Source organism: Streptomyces sp. CA-251387 (assembly GCF_050936625.1).
Taxonomy (GTDB): Bacteria; Actinomycetota; Actinomycetes; order Streptomycetales; family Streptomycetaceae; genus Streptomyces.
Window position 1 is genome coordinate 9,086,615 of record NZ_JBNJMJ010000001.1, and the last position, 18,170, is coordinate 9,104,784.

The 18,170-nt window shown below is 68.5% G+C and carries 19 protein-coding genes and 1 pseudogene; 11 read left to right on the plus strand and 9 right to left on the minus strand.

The genetic code is table 11. The features are described 5' to 3' along the window. Positions 1–2: 2 nt before the first annotated feature. Entirely contained in the window at positions 3–461 is a 459-nt protein-coding gene (locus ACQEV2_RS40520; RefSeq protein WP_433053627.1) for a DUF6228 family protein, read from the minus strand. 343 nt (positions 462–804) lie between these two features. Continuing rightward, positions 805–1,257: a DUF6082 family protein gene (locus ACQEV2_RS40525; protein ID WP_433053630.1), complete on the minus strand. Its 453-nt coding sequence runs from the start codon at positions 1,255–1,257 to the stop codon at positions 805–807. 435 nt (positions 1,258–1,692) lie between these two features. Here ACQEV2_RS40525 and ACQEV2_RS40530 point away from each other — a divergent pair, with 435 nt between their 5' ends. Continuing rightward, positions 1,693–1,893 (plus strand): cold-shock protein, encoded by a 201-nt coding sequence (locus ACQEV2_RS40530; RefSeq protein ID WP_433053633.1) that lies wholly within the window; start codon positions 1,693–1,695, stop codon positions 1,891–1,893. Positions 1,894–2,582: 689 nt separating this feature from the next. Here ACQEV2_RS40530 and ACQEV2_RS40535 read toward each other — a convergent pair. Together ACQEV2_RS40535 and ACQEV2_RS40540 are read right to left on the minus strand one after the other, a co-directional pair. Further along, positions 2,583–3,572 carry an ornithine cyclodeaminase family protein gene (locus ACQEV2_RS40535; protein ID WP_433053636.1) on the minus strand — a complete coding sequence of 330 codons (990 nt, stop codon included), beginning with the start codon at positions 3,570–3,572 and terminating at the stop codon, positions 2,583–2,585. Between the two features lie 182 nt (positions 3,573–3,754). Further along, on the minus strand, positions 3,755–5,023 hold the full coding sequence (locus ACQEV2_RS40540) for an MFS transporter (protein ID WP_433053639.1): 1,269 nt from the start codon (positions 5,021–5,023) through the stop codon (positions 3,755–3,757). A gap of 227 nt (positions 5,024–5,250) precedes the next feature. Here ACQEV2_RS40540 and ACQEV2_RS40545 point away from each other — a divergent pair, with 227 nt between their 5' ends. Both ACQEV2_RS40545 and ACQEV2_RS40550 read left to right on the plus strand, forming a co-directional pair. After that, complete coding sequence (locus tag ACQEV2_RS40545; protein ID WP_433053642.1) at positions 5,251–6,624, plus strand: IS110 family transposase; 1,374 nt, start codon at positions 5,251–5,253, stop codon at positions 6,622–6,624. A gap of 106 nt (positions 6,625–6,730) precedes the next feature. Continuing rightward, positions 6,731–7,030, plus strand: coding sequence for a hypothetical protein (locus ACQEV2_RS40550; RefSeq protein ID WP_433053645.1), 300 nt, complete (start codon positions 6,731–6,733; stop codon positions 7,028–7,030). 148 nt (positions 7,031–7,178) lie between these two features. On the opposite strand, the gene ACQEV2_RS40555 is transcribed toward ACQEV2_RS40550, so the two are convergent. Beyond that, complete coding sequence (locus ACQEV2_RS40555) at positions 7,179–8,738, minus strand: SMI1/KNR4 family protein (protein ID WP_433053648.1); 1,560 nt, start codon at positions 8,736–8,738, stop codon at positions 7,179–7,181. Positions 8,739–9,047: 309 nt separating this feature from the next. Here ACQEV2_RS40555 and ACQEV2_RS40560 point away from each other — a divergent pair, with 309 nt between their 5' ends. Then, a complete protein-coding gene (locus ACQEV2_RS40560; protein ID WP_433053651.1) occupies positions 9,048–9,371 on the plus strand; it encodes a hypothetical protein in 324 nt (107 codons plus the stop codon). Between the two features lie 7 nt (positions 9,372–9,378). Here the strand turns inward: ACQEV2_RS40560 and ACQEV2_RS40565 are convergent, their stop codons facing one another. The 3 genes from ACQEV2_RS40565 to ACQEV2_RS40575 form a co-directional block, all read right to left on the minus strand. Then, positions 9,379–9,522: a hypothetical protein gene (locus tag ACQEV2_RS40565; RefSeq protein WP_433055175.1), complete on the minus strand. Its 144-nt coding sequence runs from the start codon at positions 9,520–9,522 to the stop codon at positions 9,379–9,381. Then, a complete protein-coding gene (locus ACQEV2_RS40570; protein WP_433055178.1) occupies positions 9,458–9,787 on the minus strand; it encodes a transposase in 330 nt (109 codons plus the stop codon). Before ACQEV2_RS40570 ends, ACQEV2_RS40565 begins: the two co-directional genes overlap by 65 nt. Positions 9,788–10,748: 961 nt before the next feature. Then, positions 10,749–11,345: a TetR/AcrR family transcriptional regulator gene (locus ACQEV2_RS40575; protein WP_433053654.1), complete on the minus strand. Its 597-nt coding sequence runs from the start codon at positions 11,343–11,345 to the stop codon at positions 10,749–10,751. Positions 11,346–11,406: 61 nt separating this feature from the next. On the opposite strand from ACQEV2_RS40575, the gene ACQEV2_RS40580 reads away from it, so the two are divergent. Both ACQEV2_RS40580 and ACQEV2_RS40585 read left to right on the plus strand, forming a co-directional pair. After that, entirely contained in the window at positions 11,407–11,811 is a 405-nt protein-coding gene (locus ACQEV2_RS40580) for a DUF3995 domain-containing protein (protein WP_433053657.1), read from the plus strand. 97 nt (positions 11,812–11,908) lie between these two features. Beyond that, entirely contained in the window at positions 11,909–12,301 is a 393-nt protein-coding gene (locus tag ACQEV2_RS40585; RefSeq protein ID WP_433053660.1) for a DUF6463 family protein, read from the plus strand. Between the two features lie 400 nt (positions 12,302–12,701). On the opposite strand, the gene ACQEV2_RS40590 is transcribed toward ACQEV2_RS40585, so the two are convergent. Continuing rightward, positions 12,702–13,766, minus strand: coding sequence for an alpha/beta hydrolase family protein (locus ACQEV2_RS40590; RefSeq protein ID WP_433053663.1), 1,065 nt, complete (start codon positions 13,764–13,766; stop codon positions 12,702–12,704). Between the two features lie 113 nt (positions 13,767–13,879). On the opposite strand from ACQEV2_RS40590, the gene ACQEV2_RS40595 reads away from it, so the two are divergent. The 5 genes and pseudogenes from ACQEV2_RS40595 to ACQEV2_RS40615 all read left to right on the plus strand — a co-directional run bounded on the left by ACQEV2_RS40595 (position 13,880) and on the right by ACQEV2_RS40615 (position 17,856). Then, on the plus strand, positions 13,880–14,524 hold the full coding sequence (locus tag ACQEV2_RS40595; protein ID WP_433053666.1) for a GNAT family N-acetyltransferase: 645 nt from the start codon (positions 13,880–13,882) through the stop codon (positions 14,522–14,524). After that, positions 14,521–15,396, plus strand: a complete 876-nt coding sequence (locus ACQEV2_RS40600; RefSeq protein WP_433053669.1) for a PaaX family transcriptional regulator C-terminal domain-containing protein — start codon at positions 14,521–14,523, stop codon at positions 15,394–15,396. The genes ACQEV2_RS40595 and ACQEV2_RS40600 overlap by 4 nt, the downstream gene beginning before the upstream one ends. Before the next feature lie 337 nt (positions 15,397–15,733). Further along, a pseudogene (locus ACQEV2_RS40605) lies at positions 15,734–15,948 on the plus strand (IS256 family transposase); the annotation flags it as partial. Between the two features lie 580 nt (positions 15,949–16,528). Further along, on the plus strand, positions 16,529–17,140 hold the full coding sequence (locus ACQEV2_RS40610) for a TetR/AcrR family transcriptional regulator (RefSeq protein WP_433053672.1): 612 nt from the start codon (positions 16,529–16,531) through the stop codon (positions 17,138–17,140). Between the two features lie 44 nt (positions 17,141–17,184). Beyond that, positions 17,185–17,856, plus strand: coding sequence for an enoyl-CoA hydratase-related protein (locus tag ACQEV2_RS40615; protein WP_433053675.1), 672 nt, complete (start codon positions 17,185–17,187; stop codon positions 17,854–17,856). Positions 17,857–18,170 lie beyond the last annotated feature (314 nt).

Sequence of the window (18,170 nt, forward strand, 5' to 3'; positions counted from 1 at the left end):
CTTCAGCCCGAGGTGCAAGTCAAGAGCGCGGCTCTGACGCATCTTGACCGGCAATGCCGGGCGACCACCGCGTCCAGGATGGAGCCGTGCTCCGATGCCCAGACCCAGTCGAGGCCATGGCGCTCAAGTCGGGCTGTTTCGGCCGAGAGCGTCAGGTCTCGTTCCAGAGAGTGCCATGGTCCGGCGCCCCGTCCGCCCGCGGAACTCTTCCGCCAACTCGGCGAGAAGACGTCAAGACCGTCACCACGCGAGGTCCTCACCGTGACTTCGATCCGCACCGCATCGCTTTGGGCTGTCACGAGGAAGTCACGCACCGGGTCGTCCCGCTCCTCCGGGAAGGAGCGCGTCAGTTGAAGGAACGTGTCAGTTGATGGAAGCACAGCCTGATTGCTTGCGGACTTCTCCCGCCGATGCCGACAGGCGAGCTCATTTCCCGCATGCGGCGCCGTTCGGCGGTCCATCGCGGAGCTGCTGGCCGTCGTTGCCCGGGCGACGTAACTGGGTCGGGCTGCTGTCGTCGTACGGCGCCGCCATGACGCGTCCTTGCCGCCCGTGGTGGCGGCACGGAAGAGAGCCCGTTGCTCCGGCGCTCGCAGGGTGAGGCCGGGTCGGACAGCTGCGGCTTTCACCGGTGCTTCTTCGCACGGCTGTACCTGCACGTGCTGGCTCAGCGTATGGAGTGCGGCAGACGGCCCGTAGATGATCCGGAGGGCCGCCGCGTGGGCGCTCCGCGATCACATCGCGACGACCACACGTACGAAAAGCCGGACGCGCGTACCGCGTGCGCCCCTCGAGATCCGCATCTCAGCGTGCGTCGGCAGGCGTCAGCGTTTGCCGGGCGGCGTCCAACACCTTGACGAAGGCCCGCAGCTTCGCGTCGTCGCCGGCCAGACCGGCGCGGGCGGTGCGGGTGCGCTCCCAGTAACGGCGCCCCGCCTCGTCGGCCAGAAGCGCCGAGGCGTGCGCGCGGAGCTGCTGCTGGGACAGCGCACCGATGCGCCACTGCAGTTCCCAGGCGGTCAACTGCGCCTCGAAGAAGAGGTGCTGGACGGCCTCTCCGGGCTCCGAGCCGGTGAGCTGCGGTCCGGCCGCGGCCCGGGCCAGGTCCGGGTCGGCCGCCGCGGCTTTCAACAGGTCCACCTGCGTCTGCAGCACGGTGGCCCGCAGTGTCTCCCGGTGCTGCACACGGCGCTGCACCACGCCCATCAGCAGAACGGCCACCACGGCGGCCAGCAGCAGAGCGAACAGAATCGGCACGGCAGCTCCCCCCAGAGCAACGACAGTCGGTGCTGATGCTCCACCGCGCCCACACCGACAGCAAGGTCGGACCGGCTTCCTTCCCTGAATCCTCACACGCACAGGCTCCGACGGGACGGCGATGGTGCGTTTCAGAAGTAGATCTTGATCTGTCGAGTGCACGACAGCCGCTTCGGCGGCGATCTGGCCGACGGTCGCCTTGTCGAAGCCCTGCTCCGCGACCAGCCGGAATGCGAGTGCGGCGGCGGGAATGAATCCGGCGGGGGCAGGTTGTACCGAGTGGTCGTAGTTTTTGTGTCTGTGTTTCACCGCACGCTCGCGAAGAACGATGTCGCGGGCGCCGCTTGCCTTCAGGGAACTGGAGAAGTCGCGTCCAGGCCGGCCCGGGCCCGCAGAGTGCGCGTCCCGCACCCAGCCCCTGCAAGGAGCAAGAAAATGACTCAGGGAACCGTCAAGTGGTTCAACGCGGAGAAGGGCTTCGGCTTCCTCGCCCAGGCCGACGGACCGGATGTGTTCGTGCACTACTCCGAGATCGACGGCCACGGCTTCCGTAGCCTCGAGGAGAACCAGCGCGTGGAGTTCGACGTCGTCCAGGGCCCCAAGGGTCCCCAGGCCGCACGCGTCCGCGCCGTCTGAGGCCCGGCAGGCGAGACCTGCCGAGGACCTGCTGATGAACCGGAGGGCCGGTGCCGCGAGGCGCCGGCCCTCCGGCATGTGCAGGACCGCGTAGGGCCGGCGAAGCTTGGCGGGCATCAGGCCGAGGGGCTCGTCGGGGAGGGCAGGACTTGGGTGTCTGCGCCGCTCGAACAGCGCCAGCGCACGGCGCTTGCGACCGGCTTGGCCGTCACCTTCGCCCGTCCGCAGAGCGGTGCCGTCATGGGGTGAGGATTCGGGCGTCGCCGAGGTCGTCCAGCAGCAGATCGCGCTCCTTGCTCCAGCGGCCCGTTCCTCCGACAGCCCGAAGGCACAGGGCTGCGGCCGTCGGGATGCGTAGAAGAAGACGGCGGCGGGTGGTCCGCAACGTGTGAACACTACAGAGCCTTCGCACCACCGTCGGATACCGCTGCAGGTCGTTCGAGCTCGGCGCACTGGCCGTACTTGATTGCGAACGGCCACCAAGCGTCCCCACCGACCCCGGACCACACCGCCGCTCGATCCGTCAGGCCTTGGACGTCCACGACCACATCCGCATCGCAGGCAGCGAAGAAGGTGCAGCCATTACTCTTGCTCCCGAAGCAGTCGTACGTGCTCAGGCCGCCCGGTGTGCCGGAGGTCCGCGACACGGTCATCCGGACGGTGGAGACCGCACATCCCCACCATCGGCATCATCGCAAGGTGATCTCCTCGCCGACTGACCGCTGGCGTGCGGCAGTGACGACCAGGGCTGCGGCCACGGCGTCCTGAACAGCTACGCCGACCGATTTGTACAGGGTGATCTGGTCCGGCGAGGTGCGCCCCGTCTTGCTGCCCGCGACGAGTTCGCCCAGCTCGGCGTGCACATGCTCGGCCGTGATGAGGCCGTCGCGGATCGGGCCCAGCAGGTCGTTGCTGCCCGCGGGGAAAGGGGCCAGCGCGGCCTGCCGCGATTCGACGCACACCAGAGCCTCGGCGACGGTGGCGTCGTCGACCTCGCGGCCGGCCGGGTTGTACCCCACCGACGTGATGTGCACCCCGGGTGCCAGCCAGGTCCGGCGGATCACCGGTTCGACGGCGTGAGTGGTCGCCGCGGCGATGTCCGCGCCGTCGAGCGCCTCGGCGTAGGTGGACGCCGGACGAACCTCGGCCTCCACCACTGCCGACAGCTCGCTCACCAATGCTGCCGCTTTCGCCGGGTCGCGGCCGGCCACCCGGATCTGCCGGATGGGGCGGACCCGGCAGATCGCGCGGGCGTGGGACCGCGCCTGCACACCGGTCCCCAGGATCGCAAGCACCGTGGCGTCCTCGCGGGCCAGCAGCCGCACCGAAAGGGCCGAGCAGGCGCCGGTCCGCATCGCGGTGATGACCGTCCCGTCCAGCAACGCCGCAGGCTCACCCGTCGCCGGATCAAAGACCACGATCAGCGCCTGGTGGGTCGGCAGCGCCGTTCCCGCATTTTGCGGGAAGAGCGACACGAGTTTGCTCATGAGCACCCCGGCCGACGGCACGAAGCCGGGCATCGCTGCCAGAAGGGCCTCACGCTCGGGCACCAGTGCGGCAACGCGGTCGGGGGCCGAAGCACGGCCGGCACTGAGGTCCGCCATCGCCGAGGCCAGGGCATCGATCAGCGTGTCCATGTCGAGCAGCGCTTCGACCTGCGAGCGCCCCAGTACCAGCATCCGTCCTCCTCCTGGTGGCCGTTCCGGCCGAAGGCCACCCGCCCGAAGCGTCAACCGCAGCCACCTTGCGCCAGGCTGCGCGGATTGTTCACCGCAACGTCCAACTGAAGCACTCAGTCAGGTTTTCTCAGTGGCGAGATCTTCCCATCCCGTTTGGCGCTGATCGTCGCGATGACAGCGTTTCAGGATGCCTTTTGGTCGGCGAGCTTCTCGATCTCGGTGGTCACCCGTGCCCCTCGGAAGAGCACCGGGAGCCACAGGAGACATGCCAGCAGGGGGACCGCGGCGTAGGTGGCCATGCCCACACTGGAGCCCAACCCGTCCATGAGCGCGCCGAGGACGAGATAGCCGATGCCGATGAGCGCCGACTCCACGAATGCGATCATCGACAGCAGGCTCGCCCGGTGGCGCGATGGCACGGCCTCGTTGAACACGTTGTCCACGATCACGGCGGTGATCTCGGGAATCCCGGCCAGGACCAGGAACGCGGCGATGGTGACCCAGACATCGCCGAGACCGCTCAGGCCGAGCGCCACGGCGAGCGTCAGGAGAGACACCGGGACGATGACCCGATACCCGATGCGCCGGTCCGCGCGGTCCGACAGCAAGGGAGTGAGTCCGCCGACGAAGAATCCCGCCGCTATGACCACGCTGACCAATGCGGTGCCCGCTCCCTGATCGGAGAGGGTCTTCTGCGTAAAAATGATGTACGGCGTCAAAGTCGCATGCATCAATCCGGACACCACGACAAGCGTCACGAGCGCCGGCTTGGCGACCCGAAGCATCGCCGTCCATGCTGTGGCGTCGCCGTGCTCCTCGGCTCCGTCCTGCTCGTCCACCGCGTCCGCGCCGCGGATCTCGGGCACTCTTGACATCAGCACCACCACGGCCAGGACGAGGCACGCCGCCGAACCGACGTAGACGACTCCCCAGGAAACCTGCTGCAGTTGGCCGCCGAGGACGATGGCGACTCCCGAGGTGACCGTCCCGAGCATGGTGAACCGTGACTTGATCTTGACGTAGTGGGCCGTTGAACCACGACGCACGAGCAGGTCGTACAGCAGGGCGGTGTCCGAACCGGACACACATGCCATGCCCACGCCCTGCCCGATAAACAGCACCAGGAACACCCAGTAGTGGGAGAACGCCACCTGACCGAGCAGACATCCAGCTATCAGCACCTGGCCGATCACGATGCTGGCACGCCTGCCGATTCGGTCGGCGATGACTCCCGTCGGCACCTCCGCAAGTCCGCTGACCAGGTAGAGCAGTGTCTGAAGGAGGGCCACTTGCCCGACGGAGAAGCCGCGCTGATAAAGGAAGAGGACGAATACGCCACGCTGGAACAGCGAGTTGGCGAGCACGGCGTATACGTAGAACGGGCGCGTGACCCTTCGTGCTGCATCGTCGACTGCAGCCGGCCCGCCAAGGGCCTCCGTGGTGCCGGTCATGCTGCCCTACCTTCTTGAGTGCGTCCCGTGAGTTCGCGACTCTGGGACTGCGCGGGTGGGGCAGGGATGGTTTTCATGCTGGCTGCCCTTGATGGCTCAGGCCGCTGTTCCCCCTGCCCCGCCACTTCTTCCGGACTGCTGATGAGGCTCTGCGGACCATCGCTGGGTAGGGCGAGGACAGACGGAAGGAGTCGCGCCATACGTTGGTCGACGAGGGAAGCGTCACCTTGCCCGCTCATGCAGGATTCGACATCGCCAAGGATTTCCACTGGCTGGCCGTCACCGACGACCGCGGCAGGCAGTTGTGCAGTCGTCGCGTCGACAACGACCCCGAAGCCATCGACCGGGCCATCAGCGACCTGAAGGCCGTGGCGGCCGACCATGGCGACGTCACCGTCGGTCTGGACGTGATGGGCGGAGTGACGGCGCTGGTGACCGCCATGCTCCTGGCCGCCGGCCTGCGCATGGTGCACGTGCCCGGCCTGGCCGTCAACCGTGCCCGCCGCGGCACCCGGGGTGGGGAGAACAAGTCCGATCCCCGGGACGCCAGGGTGATCGCCGAGCAGGTCATGCTCCGCGACGACCTGCGGGCTGTCCAGGTACCGGACGAGACCACCATCGAGCTGCGCCTGCTGGTCGGCCACCGCACCGTGCTGGTGAAGGAAGCCACCGCGCGGATCAACCGGCTGCGGGACCTGCTCGCTTCGATCCATCCCGGCCTGGAAAAGGCCACCGACCCCACCAACAAGTCCAGCCTCATCCTGCTGGCCCACTACGTCACCCCCAGCGAGATCCGCCGTGCGGGCACCTCCCGCATCACCGACTACCTGCGCAAACACGGCGTCAAGCAGCCCACCGCCGAGGCACTGGCCCAGGCCGCAGTCACCTCGGCGCACACGCAGCGCACGACCGTGGCCGGCGAGCACCGCACCGCCGAACTGATCCGCGAACTCGCCAGTGATCTCCTGACCGGCAAGAACCGGCTCCTGGCCCTCCAGACCGAGATCGAGGAGCTGGTCGACGTGCACCCTGACGGGGCCCTCATCCGCAGCCTGCCGGGGATGGGGGCCACCCTCACCGCCGCGGTCGGCGACATCCGACGCTTCTTTAGCGGCGATGCCCTCACCGCCGCCTCCGGCCTGGCGCCCGTGCTCACCCAGTCCGCAAAGATCCGCTACTCGCGCAGCGCGACCGGCGGCGACAAGGCCCTCAAGCGGATCTTCTACCAGTCGGCCTTCTGCGCGATGCCGAACCACCCACGGTCCCGGGCCTTCTACGACCGCAAGCGAGGCGAGGGAAAGCGACATCACCAAGCGCTCATCGCCCTCGCCCGACGCCGCATCAACGTGCTCTACGCCATCCTGCGCGACCGGTTCACACGGTTCCTACCCGACTGTGGGATACCACCGCGTGACTGCCACGTTCGACCGGACCTCGGAGGACGGCGCCGAGTGGCACACGTGGGACCGCACCCGCCCCGTCGACCGCGAGCCGTGGTGGGGGTACTCCGGGTGGTGGGGTGCGCAGGAGCACGTGAACGGGTTCAACGGGCCGATGGGCCCGTACCCGAAGCGTCAACTGCCGGGCGTATTCACCGATGAACGGTGCGGGGGTGCCGACAAGCCGCCGGCCGAACCGAGCGCGGATCAGCCCGCGCCCAGGACGAAGGAGGGGGCGATTCAGCGGTACGAGGAGTACCTCCACGCCTTGGGCCGGCAGGACATCGACACGGTCTGCGAGGTGGCCGGGCCCGCGGCGAAGAAGGCGCAGGACCAGGGGTTCGGTCCGTGTACGTCGACGTACGCCGTCGTCTTCCAGATGATCTCGCCCGAGCAGAAGAAGGCTCTGCAGACAGCGACAGTCGACCCGCAGCGCGTCGTTGTGCGAACGCCCGACAAGGTCGAGATGCCGGTCGAGGCGGTCAGGTCCTCCGCCACCTTCTCCGAGAGCGACCTCGGCAGCTACACCCTGGAGTACCTCAAGGACGCGTGGTACATCACCGACTGAACCCGCGCGCCGGGGCGCCTTCCCCGGCCTGCTGCGGGCATCGGCCAAGCGCCCCGCCATGCAGCCGCTGACACGCTGTTCGTGCGGGAGCCGGCCCGGTTGTGTGACCACGACCAGGCCGGCTCGGGCGGTGCGATTCACCGCCGGTCTAGAGAGTGCCGGTGACGCGGAGGGCGTTCTCGGTGTCGAGGCCGAGGCGGCCTGCCCAGGCGAGGGCGTCGTCGAAGGTGGCGTCGGCGTCTGCCAGACAGGCGGCAGCGAGGGTGGAGGGCACCTTGCCCTCATTCAGGAGGGTGGTCCATTGGCGGCCGGTGAGGGACAGGTAGCGCAGGTCCGGGAGGTCGGCCAGGACCGGCAGGTTGGGGACGTCGGCTCCCGAGAGGTCGAGGCCCCGCAGGTGGGGGATCGTCGTCAGCGGGGTGATGTCGGCGGGAGCGGAGGTGGTCAGGTCGAGGGAGGTGAGATGGGGGTGGGCTTCGAGGGGAGTCAGGTCGCCTTCGGTGAGGGTGATGCGCAGGGATTCGACGGGCAGTTCGCGTACGGGTGTCAGGTCGGCGGTGGTGGAGCGGTTGAGGTGGAGGCGGCGGAGTCTGGGGGCGGCGGTCAGCGGGGCGAGGTCGACGAGGCCGGTCACGTCGTTGATGTGGATTGCCTGAAGGGTGGGCGGGACCTCGTCGGGGATGTCGCCGCCGATGATCTGCTGGGGGGCGGGATCGCGGTCGGGTTCGAGCAGGGAAATGTGGTCGCCGTGCTTCTCGTAGGCGCCCCGGTCCAGGAGTTCCAGGTAGTGACCGAGGAGTGAAGTGATCGAGTCGGCGACGTAGGCGGGTCCGTCGTCGTAGTCGCGGCCGGTCCGGATGACCTGGCCGGGATGGCCGTCGCGGGCCGGGGCCATGTCGACGGCCAGGAAGTTGCCGTCCTCGCTGCTGCCGAAACGCAACCAGCCGGGATGGCCCCCACAGCGGCGGACGGTGTCGGTGGGCGTGGTGTCGAAGACGACGGCCTCCCATTCCAGATCCCAGCCGTACCAGGGCCGTTCGCCCGCGCCCCAATCGGTGGCCTCGGCAACCATGCTCTGCAGCGACAGCCAGGCGTTGCCCTGGAACAGATAGCGGTTCTCATAGCCGATGCCGTCGCCGTCGGCCATCAGGTAGAGCGCCCGCAGGTCGGAGGGCAGGCGGTGCCCCAGCCGGCGTTCGGCCTCGTCGATCGCGGCGGCAGTGGCGGGCGGAGGCAGTTCCTCGGGATGCCCCAGGATGGCGGCACGCCGCTCGAGGTAGGCGCGGAAGCGTGCCACGGCCACGTCGGGATCCCCCATCGGCGCGGCGGTACCGGCCTCCTGATGCCGGCCGGGCTGGGGCAACCGGTAGTCGGGGTCCAGGACCACCTCGAAGCCGCTGCCCGTCCCGGTCACCCTGCTGATGGCGTCGCCGAAGGCGACGAGCCGGTACTCGCCGGACGGCCGGCACCGGATCTCCAGGCTGACGGGCTCCCAGCCGCGGTCCTCACGCACACTCTCCGCCAGCGCCATGAGTTCCACGTAAGGATTGGGCAGACCCGTATTCCACTTCTCCCCGTGCCGGCTGTAGCCGCCGGTCACTCCGGTACCGCCCCGCCCTGCCCGGCCGTGCAGCACCGCGTGCGTCCAGCCGTTCGGGGCGTTGGCCACGATCGCCTCGACTATCGGTTGTACCGCCTGCTCCACCATGTTCTGCTCCGTGCTGTTGATGTTGTCGGCATCATGGCAGTGGCCACTGACATTGAGACTGGGTGGGCCTGAACGCGCCGGGCCAGGCCCGCCTCACCAAGAAGGTCTGGTACTACGAGCTTCATGCCGGGCACCGCCAATGGAGGTGGCGCGCAATACCCTCGGCGAGACGTACGCCTTCCGGGCGCGCTACCGCCACCCCCGATGAGCGGTTCCCGACGCTGCAGGTGGCCCTGGCGGACAAGCCCAAGCCCCTGCTCGCTCAGCCGGTGGCTTGCCCAGCCCGGGCCGAACAGGAAGGGGTGTGCGATGCGACCCTTCGGCGCCGGCGCCACGGTCGTACGGCGAGACGTGCACCGCAGCGGCCGCGTGTGGCGCGAGCAGGCACTGCGCGTCATCGCCAACACTGGCGAGACCCTGGTGGCCGCCTGCGCGCCGGGGGCTCGGGCCCGCTGGCCCGCGCTGTACGCCAAGGCCCGTGCCGACAGCGACCGGTCGGTGTGCACCGAGGCCTTCGACGCGATGGCCACGGGGGAGTGGGAGCTGGCGCCCGTCGTGTGTCAGGAGACCAAGCTGCTGTTGTGGAGGCCGCCGACGGGGTGTTTCAGCATCAAGGCCTTAAAGGGCATCTGATGAATGTTCAGCAGGGGGTGAGCGGGATGTCCGTTTCGATTCGCCAGGTTGGCGTGGATTCTCTCGTCAGTTTGCGGGACATTTTGTTAGCCATCGCCCAGTGGATCATCGTCCGTGATCTCTGTGGGAGGGCTTCGTAGTCCCGCGCCAGGCGGCGGTGCTGCCTCAGCCAGCCGAAGGTACGCTCGATCACCCACCCATTCGTGCATCGGCTCGAACCCCTTCGTCCGCGGCCGCTGCACCACCTCGACCTCTATGCCCAGCCTGGCGCCGTGGTTGACGATGCTGTTCTGGTATCCGCCGTCGGCCCGGACCTTGGTCACGCCGGGATGGGCTGCGGCCAGGTCGTCGAGCAGGAGCTTGCCGCCGATGGTGTCGTGCACGTTCGCGGTGGTGATGAGGACGGTCAGGACCAGGCCGGGTGTCGGTGATCAGATGCCGCTTGCGTCCGTTGATCTTCTTGCCGGCATCGATGCCCTGGCTGGCCTCGGCGACGTTTGCGGAGGTCGCCACGCTCTACGCGTCCACCACGGCCGCGGTGGGCTCCGCATTGCGGCCGTGGGCCCGGCGGGCCTTGTCGCGTAACAGGTCGTGGACCTGCTGAGTGACAAACCTTCATCCATGCAGGTGCCTGGCTGATGCGACGTCACGGAAAGGCGACGTGGCACTTCAGCTCTGTGCTGTTGGCGTCGGTGAGGCAGACCTCCACAGCTGTGGCTCCACCGGGGCGGTCTGCTGCGACAACGAGGCTGAATGCCTTGGTGTTGCCACAGGCCACCTCACCAGAAACCCTGTTATCCATCGGGCCAGCGCTGTTGACAGTCGTCGCCAGAGTGTTCGGCAGGTCATGCGGCTGGCCGAGCTTACCGATTTGTGTACTCCTTCTACGAGAACCGAGCGGTTGTAGAAGGTGACGGTGCCGTCAGTCCACGTGTTCCCCACTGCTACGTGGAAGTGTTCGGCTGCAGCGACCTGCACTTGGGCAGTGGGAGCGCCTGCCAGAGCGGTCGCCGTCAGCACAGTGGTGCCGAGGGTGGCGGCGAGGTAAGTGCGCTCGAGACGCTCCAGGGTCTGAGTCTGTCTTGGCTCTCCGACGCAGAGTCGCCCCTCTCGTGGGAAGACGCTTATGCAAAGTCCATAACCTAACCAGCCATTCATTGTTCTGCCTGCGTGCCGACTGATCAAGCCTGCCATCCGCCAGCGGCGGTCGGGATCGGTCAGACTCTCACATCATCGACGGCTACCGGGGATCAACGAGGAGTTCGCGGCCCAGTGCATTCATGCGTCGCCGTCAGTGAAAGCAGTTGGGACCGTGGTCAGAGCTGACCGCCTTTCAGGCTCGCTGGCCAGCGGGATGAGCGGGGACGGTGGCGCGCTTCACTCCGGCTCCCCCAGGTGCATGGCGGATCGTGCCAGCTCGGTGATGAGGTGCTCAAGCGCGGCGGTGGCGATGGTGCCGGTGGCGGCGACCTCGGGCACGATGTCGCAGGCGGAACGGCGCAGTTCGAGCCAGCCGAGGAAGGCGGCGTACGCGGCGACAGCCTGCCGCCGGGCTGGGGCGGGGGCCAGGCCCAAGTCGGTGTAGAGGTCTGTGAGGTAGGCGATCCGCCGCTCGGTGACCCGGCGCAGGACCGGGGCGACGGCGGGGTGATCGGCGTGGGCGACGATCGCGGGCTCCAGGCCGTTGATGTCTTCCTGCCCCAGCGCGATGGTGAACAGGGCCGTCAGCCGCTGCCGGGGGTCTGTGATATCACCCAACGCTGCGATGAGCGCTTCGGTGTCGTCCCGCTCCCACACCTCCAGCGCGGCCGTCAGCAGTGCATCGCGATCCTTGAAGTGCCAGTAAAAGCTGCCTCGTGTCGCCTCCAGCTCGCCCGCGAGCGCGTTGACCGACACTGCGGCGACTCCGCCGCGTGCCATCGCGCGCAACGCCGCAGTCGACCAGTCCTGGGGGGTGAGGTGCCTTCTAGCCATGTCCGTACAGTACTGTATGGTCATTCCGTACAGGGGTGTACGGAAGGGCTGGGGGCGCAGTATGAGACTGACGAAACTTGCTGGCGGGACGGCTGCAGTCGGCCTCGGAGCGGTCGGGGCACTGCACGGGATCTGGACCTTCTCACCCTGGCCGCTGGCCAGCCGTGCCGAGTTCGCCCGTACGGTCGTGGGTGTCACCGAAGCCGGTCTGCCTGCGCCGGAGTTGACGGCCGCTGTCGCGGCGGCGCTCGGGGCGGCGGCCTATGTGGTCGCAGCCCGGGCCGACTTGATTCCACAGGTGCGGCCACGTCGCTTGGTCCACCAGGGCGTATGGGGCGTCGCAGGCGTGCTGCTGCTGCGAGGTTCGATTGGTCTGGTGTCCTCCGCTCTGACCAGCCGGCCGACCGATTTCACCCGCTGGGACCTCGCGCTGTACTCCCCGCTGTGCCTGGCGCTCGGGGGCTGACGGCATACGTCGCTGCCTCCACTCGCGCCCCAGTCCGTCCAGACCGATGCCATGTCATCAAGAGATTCAATGACCCTACGAATCGAGGAAGCTGACGATGACGCGATTGATTCCCCGACTGGTGATCGGACTGACCGCAGTGCACTTCGCGGTATCCCTGATCGCCTCCAGCACCTTCGGAGACGTGGCCCGCGACGGATTCTGGAACGCCGTCCCCGGAAACCCGCAGCGCGAGTACGAGATGTGGTTCTTCCTCGCCGGGTTCGGCCTCCTCGCCCTGGGCACACTCAGCCAACGCATCGTCCGTGACACCGGCAGGCTCCCGGCGCAGCTGGGCTGGTATCTACTCGCCATCGGTGTGCCGCTGCAGATTCTCTACCCAGTCTCCGGCGCACCGGGACTGATCGTGCTCGGGGTGCTGGCCCTGATCGCAGCCCGGCGGGACGGCGCGAGGGAGGGCCGCAGGGCACCCCATGCTGCCAACGACTGAACGATGAGGACAGTTCAACGTCAGCGGCGCAGACCTCTGCTCAGGGCCCAGGACCGGAAGTCTGCAGCACCTCAGTCCCACGGGGCTTGCTGCTTCCCTCCAGCGTCGAGCGGGAGGGGTACTCGTCGCAGTCCTGTCCCGTCTTGGGCTGCAGCGCGTAAACCGGTCGCGCCGTCGAGCCCCGGCTGCAGACCACCACCCCGTACCGACGACACGGCCCCCGGCCATACCGGTACGGCGGAGCAGCAGAGCGCACCTTCAACCACCGACAGCACGGATGCGGGCACGGCACAAACCAGCCCCGCGCCGGCATCGACGTCGCCGATGGAGGTCTGCCTGCTCATGCACCGGGCGGTGTACGTGAACTGCACAACGCGCCATGGCCGACCTTGCGGGACTGTCAGGGAGTGGCGTTGCTGCCTCGGCCGGGATCCTTCAAGAACTGTCGCTGGTCATCGAGGAATCCGTTCGCGAAGAGCGAGCGAGGGGAGAAGAGCACGGTGAGCGTGGTCTTGACGCCCGACCGCTCGATGGACTGCTTGAGCAGTGAATGGGTCGCGTGCGGGTAGCGTTTGACCGTCAATGCACCGCCCGCGTCCAGCACCCTGTGGTAGACGCGCTCCGTGTCGGTGGTGTCCACGTTGATGTCTTGGCCTGCGAGGGTCAGCAGCACCGGTATGCCGCGCAGGGCGCGCAGGTCTTGTGTGGCGTCCGCGGTGTAGTTCTGGGAGATGAAGCCCCAGCGGTCGGCGGTCATGCCGTCCGTGTCGCCGCGCGTGGCCGTGACGTACTCCGCGAAGGTCGCGTGGCGTTCCAGCAGTCGGCGGGTGGTGTCGCTCTTGGCGATCGCGGCCTTGGTGCGGGCTGCCGATGCGCCGTCGGCGCGCAGCTCGGCGAGGAGGTTGTAGCGGCCCTGCTGGAGCCAGTTGATCGCGGGCGAGACGGCGATGACGAACCTTACCGGGGTCTTGGCGGCGATCTTCGGCAGGACCCAGCCGGCCTGGCTGGCGCCCCAGAGCCCGATGCGGTCGCCGTCGATGTCGGGGCGGGCGCGTGCCCAGGCGATGGCGGCGGCTGCCTCGTTGGCCCGGTCGTCCATGGACTGGTCGAGCCAGTTGCCGGGTGCGCCTGCGACGCCGGGCTTGTCCCAGGACAAAGAGGCGTACCCGGCCTTGGCGTTCGCTTCCCACATGGGCTTGTAACCGTCGTCGTGGGTGGCGTCGATGGGACCGTCGCCGTGGACGTACACGACCAGGCCGTGCTGCTTGCGGCCGTCCTTGGGGGTGGCCAGTACGCCGTTGAGGGTGTGGCCGCCGTGGCGGATCGAGACCCGCTGCTCGTCCATGTCGTAGGAGTTCTGCCACAGCACCACACCGGCGAGACCGGCGGCCACGATCAGGACCATGACGAGTGACCACACGGCGATACGGAGCCCGCGCCGTCGGGGCTGGGTCTTTGGACGCATGGGATGACCGCCTCTGTTCGGGTTTGGGCAGGTGGCCAAACTATCAGTTCGAGGACGGTCGTTTTGAATCTGATAGATTTGAGTCTCGGTTTCAGCGAGAAAGGTGGCACCGCATGGCACTGGACGCGACAAGCCCCGGGACCGGACCGGTGGGGGTCCGGCGAGGTGTTCCGGCTGGAGCCGAGCAGCGGGCGGCCGAGCTGTACTGGGACGCATTCGGCCGCAAACTCGGTCCCGCACTGAACCCGCCGGGCAAGGCGGTGCCTTTTATCGCGGCCCACCTGAACCCCGATCGCGCGGTCTGCGCGCTCCTCGACGGGCAGCTCGTCGGCCTCGCCGGCTACCAGCTCGGCGGGCGGGCCCTCACCGGGGGGCCGGCCGCCGCCGTGCTGCGCGCGTACGGACACCTGAGAGGACTGCACCGACTCCTGCTCCTCGCCCTGTTCGAACGCCGGCCGGCCCCCGGACAGCTCGTCATGGACGGCATCGCCGTTGCCCCGGACGTGCGCGGCCGCGGCGTCGGAAGCCTGCTCATCGAGGAAGTGGCCGCCGTCGCGGCGGAACAGGACTGCCGGGAGATCAGACTGGACGTGATCGACACCAATCCGCGCGCCAGAGCCCTGTACGAGCGGCGCGGCTTCACGGCCGTACGGACCGAGCGCACGCCCTACCTCCGCAGGCTGCTGGGGTTCGGCGCGGTGACCACCATGCACCGCCCCGTCGAGGAGGACGGGCCGAGAGGACTGCGCGCGCCGTGACCGACCACGTCGAGATCCCCACCCGCATGCTCGTCCACGCTCTGATCCGGGAGGACGGCACGGTCAGCGCTGACGAGCTGTACACCGTCGCCGCCACCCTCGGTATGAGCGACCAGCAGGTACGGCTGTGCGTCAAACGCCTCGTGGCCGAGAGCCGGTTCACCCACGAAGGCCGCGGTCGCAAAGCAGTGCTGCACGCCACGGAAGACACCACACAAGCCCTGGCCCCCAACGCGGATTTCCTGCGGCACGCCTTCCGCCAGGACGCCGGGCTCGCCCCCTGGGACGGCGTCTGGCACCTGGCCGCCTTCGCCGTGCCCGAATCGGCGCGCACGGTCCGGGACGCCCTGCGCGAGACGCTCGTCCATCTCGGTGGCGCCCCGCTCCAAGGCGGACTGTACGTCTGCGCCAACGCCTGGGAACCGTACGTCGAAGACGCGGCGCACCGCCTCGGCGCCCACGGTGCGCTCACCCTCCTCAGCACGACGGACCTCCGCAGGGGCGACACCCAAGAGCCTGCCGAACTTGCCCGCCGCCTGTGGCCCCTGAAGGAGATCGCCGACCGCTACCACCGCTTCAGCCGCATCGCCCAGCCCCGCCTCGACCGGCTCACCGGCTCTGCCGGACTCTCCCCGTCCGAACTGCTCACCATCGCTGTCGAGCTGGCGGCCGAACTCACCCGTGCCATGGAGCCCGACCCGCTTCTGCCGCCTCAGCTCCTGCCCCAGCCTTGGCCCGGCACCCAGGCCCGGGATCTCATCGCCCGGTGCTGGGCGGCCCTGCCCGAACGCCACCACGGCGAAGCCCGGCCGACCCTTTTCCGCCTCTACGCCGACATCACCCGAGAAGCAGCAGACCGGGCCACGCGCTGAAGACGCAACAGACGGCGCAGGTCATGTCCAGAGGAGAACCCGACCCTGCGCCCGACACGCCTGATCTCGTTCGACTACCTCCACCTCCACGTGAGCCCGGACGGCAGCCCGATCCCGCCGACTGCTGACCGTAGCGATGACGTCCGCGAGCGGCTCCGCGAGCCGGCTGCCGCCCGCGGCATCCTCGACCTCGACGGGGCCCACCTCCCAGTCCAGGACGTCGTCCTCAACCCTCCCGGAGCTCATGAGCTGATCGACAACCTCACGGACTACGCCAACCTCCCGGCCGGCCCCGCGTCGCCATCGGATGCGCAGGGGGATGTCACGAGGGTGAAGTCACTTCGACGGCCTGTCGTCCGGCGACCTCGTGCCCGTGCTCGAGCAGTTCGTCGACTCCTCGGCCGACCTGTCTCCGGCCACCGTGACCCGGCTGACCGTTCAGTGGCAGGCCGACCACAGGCATTCGGCGAAGGCGACCTGTCCGCCACGGACTACGTCTATATCCGGACCGAGGGCATCCTTCTGTGCATCCGCCTGGAGGGAGCGAAGGCGCCGACCCAGTACTGCAACGGTGCTTGTCGTGACTGCTGGCCAGGTTGATCGGTGGTGTGGTTGTGGGTGGGGACCTTGCTGATGTCAGGTTGTGGGCCGGTGAGCTGACCGCTCTGCACGAGCGGTTCGTGCACCTGTTCAACCGGTCGGAGCCGAGGGAGTCGGCGGTGGCCTAGGCGATTCTGGCACCTCGACTAGCGGCAGCGTCGCCTTCTGACAGGGGCGGAGGCCCAGTCTCTCGGCCACGGCGGGATCAGAGCGGTCGCCCGCGCTGCCGTGTCCGTGAGGCCACTGCGTCTGCGGGAATGCGGGAACTCGACTCCGGAGAGGCAACGCGACCTTCCCGGGCTGTCCTCCAGGCGCGGCCGACCGGCCTGCCCGGCCATGTACGGCCAGGTTGAGGGTGGCCCGGTGCAGCGGCATGAGGAGGGCCCAGCGTGATCACGGCACTGGCTGCCTCGATTCCGGTCGAACGATTTCTGGGTTACTCCACCTCTTGCATGGTCTATGGCATATCCCATAAGTTACCGACAGGTAGCCCTCTCGGCGGGCCACCTTGTCGTGGGAAGGGGGTGGGCAGGTGAGCCCGCGCAAGAGTGACAGCCGTGACCGGATGATCCTCAGTGCTGCTGCTCTGCTGCGTGAGTACGGGGCGAGCGCGACCAGCATTGACCGGGTGCTCGCACACAGCGGAGCCCCTCGGGGCTCGGTGTATCACCACTTCCCCGGCGGGCGGACGCAGCTCATCAACGAGGCGGTGGCACTGGCGGGGGACTTCATCGCCGGCCTGATCGACGCCGCCGTGCAGGCGGATGATCCTGTGCAGGCCGTCGACGCATTCTTCGTGCTGTGGCGCGACCGGCTCATGGAGAGCGATTTCAGGGCCGGCTGCCCGATCGTGGCGGTGGCCGTGGAGACCAACGACGACGCACCCCAGCTCGCCCGCTCCGCCGCCGCCGTCTTCGCCCGCTGGCAGCAGGCCCTCGCGGCCCTCTTCGTCCGGCACGGCCTGACCGAGGAACGCAGCCGCCGGCTCGGCGCCTTCATTATCGCCGCGGTCGAAGGCGCGGTGATCATGTGCCGGGCAGAGCAGAGCACCGCCCCGATCGAGGCAGCCGCCGCCGAGATCCATGACCTGCTCCTCCACGCCCTGCGCAACAGCCCCAGTGCTCCACCCGCACCCCGGCCGTAGCCGCAGCCACTTGACCTGAGTCAGCTCAGCTCGAAGGAGTCGCCATGCCCTCGCTCGACCGTCAGGACAACGTCTTCATCCTCGACCTCGGAGACGGAGAGAACCGCTTCCACCCCGACTGGCTCGCTGCCGTCAGTACCGCCCTCGACGAGGTGGAGAAGGCGGAGGGCCCCCGCGCCCTGGTCACCGCCGGCACCGGCAAGTTCTACTCCAACGGGCTCGACTTGGACTGGCTGTTCGCTCACGCCGACCAGCATCAGCACTACGTCGTCTCCGTCCATGAGCTGTTCGCGCGGATGCTGTCGCTGCCGGTCATCACGGTGGCCGCGCTGCAGGGGCACACCTTCGCCGCCGGCGCGATGTTCTCCCTCGCCCACGACTTCCGCGTGATGCGTGCGGACCGCGGCTACTGGTGCCTGCCGGAAGCGGACATCAACATCCCCTTCACCCCCGGCATGGCCGCGCTCATCCAGTCCCGGCTGGCACCGCAGACCGCACATGAGGCCATGCTCACCGCGCGCCGCTACGGCGGTGCCGACGCCGCGGCCGCCGGTATCGTCGACCAGGCGGTCAGCGAGGACGCCGTGCGCTCCACCGCCGTCGATATCGCCCAGGCACAGGTGAACAAGTCCGGCGACACTCTCGGCACCATCAAGGCCCGCATGTACGCCCCGGCCCTGGCCGCCCTGCGCGACACCACCAACCCGCTCGGCTGACCAGCACCCCACCTACCGCCCCGGGTGCACCCCGGGGCCCGGCTTTCCCAGCTGCCCACCGCACGAGGAGACAGGACTGCCAAACCTGCAACAAGCCCCCTGCGTCTTGACCACGGCCAAAACGGTGGAGCCCGGCTGATGACATCGCTACGCCGGGAACGGACGGCAGCTTCACCCCCACCATCGACTGGGACACCGCCATACGGGAGGTCGCCGCCCACCTGAAGGCCGTGCGGGACACCCCGGCGGCAAATCGATCCTGGTCTACGGGGGTGACGCACAGGGCATCCATCTCGGCGGCGCCTACAGCGGCG

Bases quoted from the DNA above. Each gene is read 5' to 3' on its own strand.
- ACQEV2_RS40520 (WP_433053627.1), bottom strand. From the start codon at position 461: ATGGACCGCCGAACGGCGCCGCATGCGGGAAATGAGCTCGCCTGTCGG.
- ACQEV2_RS40530 (WP_433053633.1), top strand. From the start codon at position 1,693: ATGACTCAGGGAACCGTCAAGTGGTTCAACGCGGAGAAGGGCTTCGGC.
- ACQEV2_RS40535 (WP_433053636.1), bottom strand. From the start codon at position 3,572: ATGCTGGTACTGGGGCGCTCGCAGGTCGAAGCGCTGCTCGACATGGAC.
- ACQEV2_RS40540 (WP_433053639.1), bottom strand. From the start codon at position 5,023: ATGACCGGCACCACGGAGGCCCTTGGCGGGCCGGCTGCAGTCGACGAT.
- ACQEV2_RS40555 (WP_433053648.1), bottom strand. From the start codon at position 8,738: ATGGTGGAGCAGGCGGTACAACCGATAGTCGAGGCGATCGTGGCCAAC.
- ACQEV2_RS40560 (WP_433053651.1), top strand. From the start codon at position 9,048: ATGCGACCCTTCGGCGCCGGCGCCACGGTCGTACGGCGAGACGTGCAC.
- ACQEV2_RS40575 (WP_433053654.1), bottom strand. From the start codon at position 11,345: ATGGCTAGAAGGCACCTCACCCCCCAGGACTGGTCGACTGCGGCGTTG.
- ACQEV2_RS40580 (WP_433053657.1), top strand. From the start codon at position 11,407: ATGAGACTGACGAAACTTGCTGGCGGGACGGCTGCAGTCGGCCTCGGA.
- ACQEV2_RS40585 (WP_433053660.1), top strand. From the start codon at position 11,909: ATGACGCGATTGATTCCCCGACTGGTGATCGGACTGACCGCAGTGCAC.
- ACQEV2_RS40590 (WP_433053663.1), bottom strand. From the start codon at position 13,766: ATGCGTCCAAAGACCCAGCCCCGACGGCGCGGGCTCCGTATCGCCGTG.
- ACQEV2_RS40595 (WP_433053666.1), top strand. From the start codon at position 13,880: ATGGCACTGGACGCGACAAGCCCCGGGACCGGACCGGTGGGGGTCCGG.
- ACQEV2_RS40615 (WP_433053675.1), top strand. From the start codon at position 17,185: ATGCCCTCGCTCGACCGTCAGGACAACGTCTTCATCCTCGACCTCGGA.